Here is a 13,462-nt window from a genome sequence, read left to right on the forward strand (position 1 = left end):
CCAAGATAAGTGCGCTGTTTTTGGTGATTGATACAAACTAGCATTGGCATGCAAGCTCTCCACTGTTAAAACGGATCGATTTCATTGTCATAGTGTTGACCTCATGTTAAGAACGTAAAATCAATTTAAAAGACGGCGATACTTTTGTGAAATAACATGATTGGCTATTTTTATCTGTTTTTATCTTAAACAACTATTTTGCTTTGTTTATCTGCCAAAACAAAAAGCAGGCCTTATGGTCAGCAGGCTTATGATTAGCCTTCTGCATTTCCAAATGCCGATCGCAAAAACCCTCCTCATCAGCAATCGTTACAAATCATCCGCGTTTATTTCTTCCAAAATTGCCACTTGCTACGTTTAGGCCGCTTGTCTTCAATACGCACTAACCCTTTGAGGGCTTCATTATTGATTCTGTCATACATTTTTAAATACTCAGGATTCAACTGCTCTCCGATATATTCAGGCGTATACGATGTACAAGGTTTTCGTAATGAGCGCTCATACCATTTTTGTGCAACGTCTAAATCGGCATTAAAATAGAGCCCTTTTTCATACAAATAGCCAATTTTACATTCCGCATATTGGTCTTTTTGATCAGCCGCTTTTTGAATCCAATATACGGCTTCTTCCAAATTTTTCTCAGTGTACAAGCCATTTAAATACCAATAACCCACTTGGTACTGTGAGGAAGCTTCTCCTTTTTGGGCATTCAGTAAAAATAGTTTGAAGAATAGTTGTTTGGCTTCATCCATATGCAGAAATGAATCAATCTTTCGGATCTGTTCATTAATCTGATCAATTGAGTAGTCCCGTGCATTTTTGAGAACGTGTTGAGCCAGTTGCAGCGGACTTTCTTCGGTAAAGGATGCGATTAATTGCATCGCATCTGCCTGCATTTCATCTATACCCTCAATGCGTGCATCCAGTACGACATTTAAATATTTTCGAGCCAATTCGAAGTCTTGCTCAACACCTCGTCCTTCTAAATACATACGACCCAAACTTAAATCTGCCGCTATGACCTGACCTGCTACTTGTTGATACAGTCCAATAGCCATATCTAAATCCAGTGGTACACCTAAACCATGCTCATACTTATCTGCTAAATTATTGATCGCAACGGGATTACCCAGATCAGCAGATTTTTGATACCAGAATACGCATTGCTCGTAGTCTTGTTGAGTCCCAATACCATCTTGATACATCCAGCCTAAATGATAATAAGCATTTGCCAAAACACCTTTTTCAGTTTCAGGTGCTTGTGACGAAATTCGATGATAAAGATAAAATGCTCGTGCCGAGTGAATCACATGTTCGCTCACCACACCATAATTTGGATAAACTGAATTGACCAAGAAACAGGTTAACCAACCAAAACGATAATAAGCCGCCAACCCCAATGTGGCTGCCCAACAACCTTGTTCAGAGGACTGCTCCAAGAGCTGCAAACTTTTTTGTAAATCTTGTTCGGTGCCATGACCTCGTGCATAACATCCCGCCAACTGATATAGCGCAATGCTATCCATTTTGGCTGCGGCTTCTCGATACCAGTTAAAACTTCCTTCCAGACTTTTTTGTAAAATTCCACCAATGAATAATTGCTGCGCTAACTGACACATCGCAGGGCTATAACCCGACTGAGCAGATTGACGTAGTAAATCAATATAGAGCTGAAACTCACGCTCTTGGTAGGCTTGATCTGCCAAATAATATTGATAAATACCCCGATATTGCTCGGCTTTACCTCGAATGAGTTGAAGGATTAACGCTCCATGTCCAGTTTCATGCTCAGAAAAATACTCAATACGTTCAATCAATCCCAAACTTTTAGACACTTGCTCCAAGGGTAGAAACCATCGTGTAATGGTATAGAGTCCCGGAACATCTTGCATTTTCACAATGTCAGAAGATGGCTCAGGATCTTCGGGGCGAACCAAAGCTCTCAGCATCTGCATAGGAGATTCAGCTTCTGGTGGCATTAAATTTACCCCAACCAGTTCTCCATCATTGGTTTTAGCAACCTCCCAAACTTTCATAATGGCTTGATCAAATTGATAAAATTCACTACTTTGATTGAGCCAGATAACCACATCACCCGCGCGAATCTCTTCTCCGCTTTTATAATGTAATGACATAATTCACCTTATTTTTTATTGTATATTTCCCCTGCACAGATTTTACCCAAAAAAAAGCCCGCATAAAGCGGACTTTTTCAATAACTTTCAAATATTAAGCAGATTTTTTCGCTTGTGCATTCTTACGGATCGTAATCATGATCAATTGCACTGCTGCAGGTGTTACCCCCGGAATACGATTTGCTTGTGCCAGTGTCTCAGGGCGTACATCTTTCAATTTTAAAGTAATTTCACGAGATAAACCTGAAACCACATCATAATTAAAATCGGCTGGAATTTTAGTTTCTTCCAAACGCTTCATTTGCGCAACGTCTTCATGCTGACGGTTAATATAACCTGCATATTTCACCGCGATTTCAATTTGATCGCCCACTTGCGCAGAGACTTCAGAACCTGTGAGTTCCGCAATTTGAGCAAAAGAAATATTCGGACGTTTTAACAAATCAATCGCAGAGCATTCTTTCGATAAATCTGCACCCGTCATTTCAACAAATTTTTTGCCCATTGGGTTGTTTGGTGCCGCCCAAAGGTGTTGTAAGCGACCTGTTTCCAGTTCAACCGCTTCCATTTTTTCACAGTAAGCTGCCCAACGCTCGTCATCCACCAAGCCCATTTCACGACCCACTGGGGTTAAACGTTGATCCGCATTGTCTTCACGTAGCATCAAACGATATTCGGCACGTGAAGTAAACATACGGTACGGTTCTTTCGTACCGAGCGTAATCAAGTCATCCACCAATACGCCCATATAGGCTTCATCACGTTTTGGTGTCCATTGCTCTTGATCCCACGCACGACGCGCAGCATTTAAGCCGGCAAGCAAGCCTTGCGCACCCGCTTCTTCATAACCTGTCGTACCATTAATCTGACCCGCAAAGTACAAGTTATTGATGGCTTTGGTTTCTAAAGTAAACTTCAACGCTTGCGGGTTGAAATAATCGTATTCGATGGCATAGCCCGGACGTAAAATGTGCGCATTTTCCATCCCGCGAATTGAACGAACCAATTCAAACTGCACATCAAACGGAAGTGAAGTTGAAATACCATTTGGATAAAGCTCATGTGTATCTAAACCTTCAGGCTCTAAGAATACTTGGTGTGAGTCTTTATCAGCAAAGCGGTGAATTTTGTCTTCAATGGATGGGCAGTAACGTGGCCCCACACCTTCAATAACACCAGTGTACATCGGTGAACGGTCTAAACCGCCGCGGATGATGTCATGGGTTTTTTCATTGGTATGTGTAATATAACAATTCACTTGTTCAGGGTGCATAGATGCATCACCCATGAATGACATAGTCGGTGATGGGAAATCACCTGGCTGTGGAATCATCACAGAAAAATCAACTGAACGCGCATCAATACGTGGTGGCGTACCTGTCTTTAAACGACCTACTGGCAAATTCAATTCACGTAAACGGTGTGCCAGTGAAATTGAAGGTGGATCACCTGCACGGCCACCGCTTGATTTTTCAAGCCCTACGTGGATTACACCACCTAAGAACGTCCCTGCGGTGAGTACAACTGTTTTCGCATCAAAGCGAATACCCGTTTGAGTTACAACACCCTTTACAGTATCACCCTCAACAATCAGGTCGTCTGCGGCTTGTTGGAAAATATCGAGATTTGCTTGGTTTTCTAAAGTGTCACGAATCGCGGCTTTATAGCGAATACGGTCTGCCTGTGCACGTGTTGCACGAACGGCTGCACCTTTACGTGAGTTTAGGATACGGAACTGAATACCACCTTTATCGGCAGCCAATGCCATTGCACCGCCCAAGGCATCAATTTCACGCACCAAATGCGATTTACCAATACCACCAATTGCTGGATTACAGCTCATCTGCCCTAAAGTCTCAATATTATGAGTTAAGAGTAAAGTCTGTCGCCCCATACGTGCCGCAGCCAATGCTGCTTCTGTACCTGCGTGACCGCCGCCGATAACAATGACATCGTAAACTTTAGGATAATGCATAGTGGTAAAGGAGATTAAAAAATGATAACGAAAGATTATAGCAAATTTTCGATTGTAAGTTGACAGATTCCGTGGAATTTATTGTATATGCGGTGCTATGCTTACTGCGCCAGCGCTAAGTTTATGTAATTTCACTTGCAGAGCAATAGCAAAAACTCAACAAAGGATGCGTTTTGTTACCTGAAAAGCCTTGTATTAATTTGATCATTTTTTATCCTATAAGTTGATCATACAACAACCAAAGGTAAGCATTATGAATAAGAAGATTCTTTTTTCATCCATTCTCTGCGGTTTATTTTTTTCGCCTTTTGTATCAGCCAACGACAAAGTTGAAAAGGTCTATGATAGTCAACGTTATCAACAAGTCTGTAAAGGCAAGTCACAAGGAACAGCGGTTAGTTTTGCCTATCGAGGCATTATTTGGAATGGTACCTGTGAACCTCAATTTTTCCCAAGCTCAAAAAATGCCAATATTCATGGTGATGAAGCTGAGTTAGCCAGCATTTGCCAAGGCGACTCAAAAGCGACATCAATCAATATCGAAGGTAAAGAAATTAAAGGCAAATGTGCCCTTGGTTTTGTAGCACCTAAACCAAGAATGTAAGCAAAAAAATCTAAAGTTCATGCTGTATTGAGGGTAAAAAATAGTCCATTTTTTACCCTTTTTTCGACCTTGTAAATTATTGAATTCTGTATACACTCAAAAAACACAAAAGATAAAAAACGAATAAAAAAGGTATTCCATGGATTCGGAATTGTTTACAGTTTTTTTGCCTTTGACTTTGGCATTGATGATGATGGGTCTTGGTTTACACCTACGCCCAGCCGATTTTTATCGCCTCACACTGCACCCCAAAGTCATTTTCATCGCGTTATTTTCACAGTTGGTGCTACTGGTGGGCATTGCCTTCCTGATTTGCCAATTTTTAAATTTAGCGCCTATTTTCGCGATTGGTTTGATGCTCGTTGCAGCCTCACCGGGCGGACCAACGTCAAATCTATTGACCTATTTATTTAAAGGTGATGTTGCGCTCAACATTACTCTCACGGCTACAAACTCCATCATTTCAACACTAACCCTGCCTTTTATTATTAATTTTTCACTGATGTACTTTCTACAAACATCACAACCCGTTGACATGCCCGCCATGAAAATGATGAAGGTATTTTTCATCACTCTACTTCCAGTCAGTATGGGCATGTTTTTACGTTATTACTTTCCAAAACTTGCCGACAGATTAAACCGCCCAATGCGTATTTTGTCTGCAAGCTGTCTTCTTTTTATCTTTTTTCTCGCACTGTACTTAGAGCGACATAATTTTGTCGAATATGTGTTTGAGATTGGGCCAGCCGTAGCTTTATTCTGCTTCTGTAGCATGTTTATTGGTTTTTTTGTGCCACATCTGGCCAATATTCCAGAAAAACAAGCCTTAACCTGCTCCTTTGAGATCACCATTCACAACACCGCACTTGCCATCACGGTTGCCTTGTCAGTCTTAGGCAACACCGCCATGGCCATTCCTGCCGGTATTTATTCTATTTTCATGTTTGTATTTGCTGCGTTATTAGGCCTATTAATCTCACGAAGAAATGACAGTTTATTTTTGAAGAAAGTGACCGCAGCTGAATAATTTCACGGTCATGATTTATATAATTTTAAGGAGAATATGTACCTATGGATTCAGGAATTATAACTATTATGTTACCCCTAGCTCTGGCCATCATCATGATTGGTTTGGGCTTAGAGTTAACCCCGAAGGATTTTGCACGCGTCAGCAAACATCCCAAAGCAGTATTGGTTGCTTTATTTTGTCAATTGGTACTTCTTGTTGGGATTGCCTTTGTAATTTGCAAAGTACTCAACTTACCGCCACTGCTTGCCGTCGGCTTAATGCTCTTAGCAGCGTCTCCAGGTGGGAGTACTGCAAATTTATTTAGCTATTTGTTTAAAGGTGATATTGCGCTCAATATTACCTTAACAGCCATTAACTCCGTTATTGCAGCGTTTACCTTGCCGCTAATTGTCAACTTTGCCATTCAGTACTTTATGCAGGATGGACAACATGTCAGTATGCAATTTAGTAAAATCTTACAGGTTTTCTCAATTATTCTTATCCCCGTCTGCATTGGTATGTTGATTCGCCACTATGCACCCTCTTTTACCAAGAAGCTGAATAAGCCATTACGTATTTTTTCTGTTGTATTTTTGGTCTTAATCATTGTTGGAGCAATAGCCAAAGAACGCGCACATATTCTGGAGTATCTGACTCAGGTCGGTTTAGCCACAATCATTTTCTGTATTTGCAGTTTAATGATTGGTTATTTTGTACCGCGACTACTGGGGATCAACAGTGCTCAAGCACGGGCTTGTGCCTTTGAAATTGGCATTCATAACAGCACCCTTGCCATGACCATTGCACTCACCGTGATGACCAGTACTACCATTGCTATGCCCGCAGCGGTATATTCTATTTTTATGTATATTTTTGCTGCCATCTTTGGGACATTACTCAACCGTTATGCCCCATCGGTTCAAACCAGTACAGAACAAGCCTAGAACAGATGTAGATCTAAGGATGCTGCGGCATCCTTTTTTATTTTGAGGAATGCTGTCGAACTGCCCCCCGTTCCGCTACAATATTTATTTATACATAAATATTAGGTTATTCCTGTGAAGTGGCTACAAATTCATATTACGGTTGATCAAGCGCAAGTCGATTTTACTGAAACCCTTTTAGAATCTTTGGGTGCAGTCAGTGTCACATTAGATGATGCAGAAAACCAAGACTTACTTGAACCACTTCCAGGTGAAACGCCACTTTGGAATAAAGTCATTGTGACGGGTATTTATGCGCAAGAAGACGATGAAGAAATTGATGTCAATGCATTAGAAACGTTTATTCGCACTCAAATGCCTGATGCACCGATGCGTAGCGAATTTCTTGAAGACCAAGAATGGGAACGTACATGGATGGATGCCTACGAACCGATTCAAATTGCAGACAAATACTGGATCGTTCCTGAATGGATGCAAGCACCAGAACCAGATGCAGTGAACATTAAACTTGATCCAGGCTTAGCTTTTGGTACGGGGAACCATGCATCTACTTTTCTTTGCCTGCAGTGGTTAGGTAAAACTGATGTTAAAGATAAAATCGTGATCGACTATGGTTGCGGTTCAGGTATTTTAGGTGTTGCTGCTCTACTTCTAGGTGCAAAAAAAGTCTATGCCACAGATATTGATCCACAAGCAATTTTAGCCACTGAACAAAATGCGGCACTCAATGGCGTGGCTGAGAACCTGTATGTCGGCTTACCAGATGAGTTCAATTTAGAGCTGGCTGACCAAAAAGCAGATGTCTTTGTAGCAAATATTTTGGCAGGCCCACTTATGATGTTAGCGCCGGAATTCGCAACTTTGGTCAAATCTGAGGGAGAGTTCGCACTTGCAGGTGTAATTGAAGAGCAAGTTTCTGATGTTTCTAGTGTTTATTCTGAGTTTTTTGATATATTAGAGGTCGAGAAACGTGATGAAAACTGGTGCCGAATCTCGGGTAAACGCCACACCCTTTAAATGAACTCTTAATACACTATGAGCGACAAACAAACCTCTTGCCCTAAATGCCTAACCATCTACAAAGTAAGTGTTGCACAACTCACTGTTGCGCAAGGTATGGTTTGTTGCCCAAAGTGTTCGATGACCTTTAATGCGCTCTCGCATTTAACCACGGGTCATACTTTTGACACAGGTGAGGAAAGATCGTCGAATCAGAATGACATGAGCATGTCTTCAAATTCAGCATTTTCCTCTCCTCGTGTAGACAGCATTCATTTTGATTTATCACAATCTGCTGCACTTTCAATGTCGACATCAAATTTGCTTGATATTTTCAACCTGAAAGTTGAGCACTCCAACATTGACCTTAAAACCTATTTAAACAATTTAAACTATTTTAGTACCGACCCGATTGGTAACTATCCTGCCATGAATTTGGCAGACAACAATCCAGCGAAACCGCAAAAAAGCCCGATGTACTATATGCTTTGGGGTGTAATTAACTTCAGCTTATTGGCTTTATTGTGTTTCCAATACTTATGGTTTAATCCACATATCCTCAATAACAGCCCCGCATTAGGTGCAACCTATAATAAAATTTGTCTCGTACTGAACTGTAGCAGCCTACAAGAACGTTACAGTCTGATCAGCATTAATAAATTAAAAGTAAAACGTGTAGACGCACAAAAAACTCAATTTTCAGGTGAACTGATCAATTATCATGACACCAGCCTTCCCCTACCAGATCTTAAGGTCATTTTAAAAGTGGATGGTGAAGTCGATTCAACCTATCAACTGCATGCAAATGAATATTTGATTGATAGTCTGGTTGGAATTAAACGAATTCCTAAAAATAGTCCATTCAAATTCAAATTTAGCCTGCCAGTAAGCCGTAAAAGCTTCAATCATTACAGTTTAGAAATAGTCCAGCCCTAAAATTTAAAAAAAATGTAAAAAAAGTGAAAAAAAATGCAGTTTTCTTGCTCACTTTTTCTTAGACAATGGTATGATACGCGCCACAAAAGCTTAGTGCTGCAATCTCCTCAGTCTTTTAATACAAATAGAACATCAGCAAAAATGCGCGTTATCGAAATATCGCGTATTGAGCAGATTTTTTTGTTTAAAAAAGGTCGGTAACAAATATTTAACTATTGTTACGCTTATATTTCGACCAACTTGGCGATATTGTGGCATGCTAAATGTACAGTTTTAGAACTAGTCGTTTTAGGATCTAAAACGAAGTTCATTTTAATTTTAGACCACTTTATATATGTCACTTTACCCAAGTGATATTTAGATTTTTCGGATTACTTCGCATGAATAGCAAATCTCCTATTTTTACTGCACAGTCTGATGTCGCTCTTCGTATTCACGTAGATCGCGCAGTTCGCCACTATTTTGCACAACTGCAAGGCGAGCAACCATCTCAGGTCTACGACATGGTGCTGGCAGAAATGGAGAAACCTCTTCTATCTGTAGTTTTAGAATATACCCGCGGTAACCAAACACGTGCTGCGGAGATTCTAGGACTTAACCGTGGAACTTTACGTAAAAAGTTAAAAGCTCACGGTTTAATGAGTGAATAAATGATAAAATGCTTGCGGCTTCCGCGGGCATTTTTTTTACCTGCTATTTTTGGCTTTTTGTTTTAATTCTTGATAACTGTGACGAAGATCATGACCATTAAACGCGCTTTAATCTCTGTTTCCGATAAAACTGGCATTGTTGAGTTCGCTCAAAACCTTGTTGCTCTAGGGGTAGAAATTTTATCTACTGGCGGTACATATAAGTTGTTAAAAGACAACAATATCGCTGTAGTTGAAGTTTCAGAGCATACTGGTTTCCCAGAAATGATGGATGGTCGTGTAAAAACGCTACACCCGAAAATTCATGGTGGTATCTTAGCTCGTCGCGGTCTAGACGAAGCTGTGATGGCTGAACACAATATCGATGCGATCGATCTTGTGGTTGTAAACCTTTATCCATTTGCTGCAACTGTAGCTAAACCAAACTGCTCACTTGCGGATGCGATTGAAAATATCGACATCGGCGGCCCAACTATGGTGCGTGCTGCTGCGAAAAACCATGCCTCTGTCGGTATTGTGGTCAATGCTACAGACTATGACACTGTTGTTGCTGAACTAAAAACAAATGGTGCTTTGTCTTACGAAACTCGTTTTGACTTAGCAGTTAAAGCATTTGAACATACAGCACAGTATGATGGCATGATTGCTTCTTACCTAGGCGCTCGCGTAGGCAAAGAAGAAGGTCAAGCAGACAAGTTTGCACGTACCTTCAATACACAATTAAATAAAGCTCAAGATTTGCGTTATGGTGAAAACCCGCATCAGTCAGCAGCATTCTATGTAGAAAGCACAGCAACTGAAGCCTCTGTTTCAACAGCGAAACAACTTCAAGGTAAAGAACTTTCTTATAATAATATTGCAGATACAGATGCCGCACTTGAATGTGTCAAATCATTTGCAAAACCTGCTTGCGTGATCGTTAAACACGCGAACCCATGTGGTGTTGCGGTGTCTTTAGATGGTATTCAAGCAGCATATGACTTGGCTTATGCAACAGATCCTGAATCAGCTTTCGGCGGCATCATTGCATTCAACCGTGAACTAGACGTTGCAACTGCACAAGCGATTGTTGACCGTCAGTTTGTGGAAGTGATCATTGCACCAAGCATTGCTGAAGGTGTGCTTGAAGTCACTGGAGCGAAGAAAAATGTTCGTGTTCTGGTTTGTGGTGAATTACCGGCACTTGATGAGCGTGCGCCACAACTTGACTATAAACGCGTCAATGGTGGTTTATTGGTTCAAGACCAAGACTTAGGTATGATCACCAAAGATGATTTAAGAGTCGTGACAAAACGCGCACCAACGGATGCTGAAGTTGATGACTTAATTTTTGCATGGAAAGTTGCGAAATACGTGAAATCAAATGCCATTGTTTATGCTAAAGGTCGTCAAACCATTGGTGTAGGTGCAGGTCAAATGAGCCGTGTTAACTCAGCGCGTATTGCTGCGATTAAAGCGGAGCATGCAGGCTTAGTGGTTGAAGGTGCTGTCATGGCCTCTGATGCATTCTTCCCATTCCGCGATGGTATTGATAATGCAGCGAAAGCAGGCATTAAATGTATTATCCAGCCGGGTGGTTCTATGCGTGATGAAGAAACTATTGCAGCAGCTGATGAAGCTGGTATTGCAATGGTCTTCACGGGCATGCGTCATTTCCGTCACTAAGTGATATATGCAGACCGTAATGACAAAGTCATACATGTGGTTTAAAACAGATTTCTAAATCTTACATAAAGTCCTCTCCTTCTTAGGCTGAGGACTTTATGTCATTTCGATTCATGGAGTATGAACCGATGAACATTTTAGTTTTGGGTAATGGCGGTCGTGAACATGCGTTGGCATGGAAAATCGCGCAAGATGAAAAAGTTGCAAAAGTTTTTGTTGCGCCAGGCAACGCAGGAACTGCAACAGAAAACAAATGTGAAAATGTTGCACTCAACATTTTAGACAATGCTGCAATTATCGACTTTGCAAAAAATAATGCAGTAGATTTGATTATTGTGGGTCCAGAAGCACCGCTGGTAAATGGTGTAGTTGATGCTTGCCGCGCGGCAGAGCTTCAAATTTGGGGCCCAACTCAATTTGCTGCCCAGCTAGAAGGCTCGAAAGCTTTTGCTAAGCACTTCTTAAAACGCCACAACATTCCTACTGCGTTCTACGATGTATTTACTGAAGTCGATGCAGCGAAAGCATTTGTTGAAAAAAATGGCGCGCCAATCGTGATCAAGGCCGATGGTCTTGCTGCGGGTAAAGGCGTGATTGTAGCCATGACCAATCAAGAAGCTTTTGATGCGATTGATGACATGTTGGCGGGCAACAAGTTTGGTGATGCTGGTTCACGTGTTGTGATTGAACAGTTCCTTGCGGGTGAAGAAGCGTCTTTCATTTGTATGATTGATGGCGACAATATTTTACCAATGGCAACTTCGCAAGATCATAAACGCATTTTTGAAGGTGACCAAGGTCCAAACACGGGTGGTATGGGTGCTTATTCACCTGCTCCAGTGGTTACAGCTGAAGTATTTGATCGTGCAATGACTGAAATTATGCGTCCAACTGTGGAAGGCATGAAAAAAGATGGTCATGTTTATACAGGCTTCTTATATGCAGGCCTCATGATTGATGAACAAGGTCAACCTCGTGTAATCGAATTTAACTGTCGTTTTGGTGACCCTGAAACACAACCGATTATGATGCGTTTAAAATCATCATTGGTCGATCTGGTTGAAGCTGGTATTGCAGGTAATCTTCCAGCAGAAGCTGAATGGGATGAACGCAAATCAATTGGTATTGTTCTTGCTGCAGAAGGCTACCCAGAAACTGTTCGTCAAGGTGACGTAATCTCTGGTCTTGGTCAATCTCCTGAAAACACAAAAATCTTCCATGCAGGCACAACAATGAGTGCTGACGGTCACATCTTGACTGCGGGTGGTCGTGTTTTATGTGTCACAGCTCTTGGCGATACCGTACTTGAAGCACAAATCAATGCTTTAGAAGTTTGTGGTCAAGTTACATTTACGGGTATGCAATATCGTACAGACATTGGTTATCGTGCTATTGCGCGTGAAAATGCTTAAAAACATTCATACCGTAAAAACCCGCTAAATGCGGGTTTTTTTATTGCAAACCGCTGCGAAGCTTTTTTAGCTGTCGCGGTGTTACACCAAACCAATTTTTACAGGCACGGCTTAATGCTGACTGCTCGGAAAAACCCAGTACAGAAGCGATTTGACTCATCGATGCTTTTGAGTCTGCTAAATATTGCAACAGCAACTGTTGTCTGAGTTTATCTCGAATCTGCTCAAAGCTGGTCCCTTCTTCATCTAATTTACGTTGTAAGCTTCGAGGATGCATCGCAAGCATATTTGCAATATCTGTTTTATTGGCCTTTGGACCCGATAAATGAATGCGTATCGCATGTCGAACACGATCACTAAATGAACCTTGATGACTCCTAAAACTCCGCTCCAGATAACTATCGACAATTTCACGTAAGCCATGATCAATACTATCTAAAGTAATATTCAACATATCTTTGTGAAAATACAAAGCTGCATGCTGTTGATCTATCATGATTTCCGCATGGAAAAACCGTTTATACACATTTAAGGGCGCAATTGGACTGTGCGGTAGTGCAACTCGGAGCGGCTGATAACGCTCACCACTCAAATAACGTAGAACCCGATGACACACAGCAAGTCCCAAATCCATGGTTTGTCGTTTACTCAAAATATGCGTAGCGTCATGGAGCTGAATATCAAAAATAAGCTCTACAATATCCGAGCTGGGTTCAAATGCATCTGTGCTAACACGATCATTGATATATAAACGTAGTGCAGAACCATGTAAAAACAGTAAATCTGAACTGTATTTAATCACTTCATGAAGTGTCGATGCACTTTGTAAGATCAGCCCAAGTACACCCAAAATGCCAATATCTTGATACTGTGAGATCCGTAAACCTAAATCGGCACAGTTGGCCTGTTGCGCACTTTCTTCTAGAAGTTGGATTAGTGCTGTATGTGAAATCCATGCATTGTCATCTTGTAATTGTGCAAGTTGAATTCCATGCTTGGCCAACAACGGCATTGGGTCGATGCCCAAATGTTGCATTACCTCTAGATAGCCACGTAGCCCTGAACTATGCACCATATCCTCATGGATATTTCTCGGGTACTCAACTGCGATCGAATCATCCTGATTCATTTCC

Annotated in this window: 11 protein-coding genes; 8 read left to right on the top strand and 3 right to left on the bottom strand. The window is 41.2% G+C overall.

Going from position 1 to position 13,462, the window contains the following annotated elements; genetic code table 11:
- Nucleotides 1-326 precede the first annotated feature (326 nt).
- Together WH214_RS16050 and mnmG are read right to left on the bottom strand one after the other, a co-directional pair.
- Entirely contained in the window at nt 327-2,135 is a 1,809-nt protein-coding gene (locus WH214_RS16050; protein ID WP_339422501.1) for an SEL1-like repeat protein, read from the bottom strand.
- Between the two features lie 94 nt (nt 2,136-2,229).
- Nucleotides 2,230-4,110, bottom strand: a complete 1,881-nt coding sequence (mnmG, locus tag WH214_RS16055; protein WP_062033597.1) for a tRNA uridine-5-carboxymethylaminomethyl(34) synthesis enzyme MnmG — start codon at nt 4,108-4,110, stop codon at nt 2,230-2,232.
- Nucleotides 4,111-4,363: 253 nt separating this feature from the next.
- Between mnmG and WH214_RS16060 the strand changes: the two genes are divergently transcribed.
- From WH214_RS16060 to purD, 8 genes are all read left to right on the top strand, one after another.
- Complete coding sequence (locus WH214_RS16060; protein WP_004696401.1) at nt 4,364-4,714, top strand: hypothetical protein; 351 nt, start codon at nt 4,364-4,366, stop codon at nt 4,712-4,714.
- Between the two features lie 139 nt (nt 4,715-4,853).
- On the top strand, nt 4,854-5,741 hold the full coding sequence (locus tag WH214_RS16065; RefSeq protein WP_005400669.1) for a bile acid:sodium symporter family protein: 888 nt from the start codon (nt 4,854-4,856) through the stop codon (nt 5,739-5,741).
- Nucleotides 5,742-5,785: 44 nt separating this feature from the next.
- Nucleotides 5,786-6,667: a bile acid:sodium symporter family protein gene (locus tag WH214_RS16070; RefSeq protein ID WP_259233281.1), complete on the top strand. Its 882-nt coding sequence runs from the start codon at nt 5,786-5,788 to the stop codon at nt 6,665-6,667.
- Between the two features lie 114 nt (nt 6,668-6,781).
- On the top strand, nt 6,782-7,684 hold the full coding sequence (prmA, locus tag WH214_RS16075) for a 50S ribosomal protein L11 methyltransferase (RefSeq protein WP_184118251.1): 903 nt from the start codon (nt 6,782-6,784) through the stop codon (nt 7,682-7,684).
- A gap of 18 nt (nt 7,685-7,702) precedes the next feature.
- A complete protein-coding gene (locus tag WH214_RS16080; RefSeq protein ID WP_078425886.1) occupies nt 7,703-8,602 on the top strand; it encodes a DUF3426 domain-containing protein in 900 nt (299 codons plus the stop codon).
- A gap of 380 nt (nt 8,603-8,982) precedes the next feature.
- A complete protein-coding gene (gene fis, locus WH214_RS16085; protein ID WP_001086304.1) occupies nt 8,983-9,252 on the top strand; it encodes a DNA-binding transcriptional regulator Fis in 270 nt (89 codons plus the stop codon).
- 90 nt (nt 9,253-9,342) lie between these two features.
- Complete coding sequence (gene purH, locus WH214_RS16090; protein ID WP_339422500.1) at nt 9,343-10,917, top strand: bifunctional phosphoribosylaminoimidazolecarboxamide formyltransferase/IMP cyclohydrolase; 1,575 nt, start codon at nt 9,343-9,345, stop codon at nt 10,915-10,917.
- 128 nt (nt 10,918-11,045) lie between these two features.
- Complete coding sequence (gene purD / locus WH214_RS16095) at nt 11,046-12,329, top strand: phosphoribosylamine--glycine ligase (protein WP_339422499.1); 1,284 nt, start codon at nt 11,046-11,048, stop codon at nt 12,327-12,329.
- A gap of 40 nt (nt 12,330-12,369) precedes the next feature.
- On the opposite strand, the gene WH214_RS16100 is transcribed toward purD, so the two are convergent.
- Entirely contained in the window at nt 12,370-13,458 is a 1,089-nt protein-coding gene (locus WH214_RS16100; protein WP_339422498.1) for an AraC family transcriptional regulator, read from the bottom strand.
- Nucleotides 13,459-13,462 lie beyond the last annotated feature (4 nt).

It is taken from the genome of Acinetobacter sp. MYb191 (assembly GCF_037572605.1).
GTDB classification, from domain to species: Bacteria; Pseudomonadota; Gammaproteobacteria; order Pseudomonadales; family Moraxellaceae; genus Acinetobacter; species Acinetobacter johnsonii.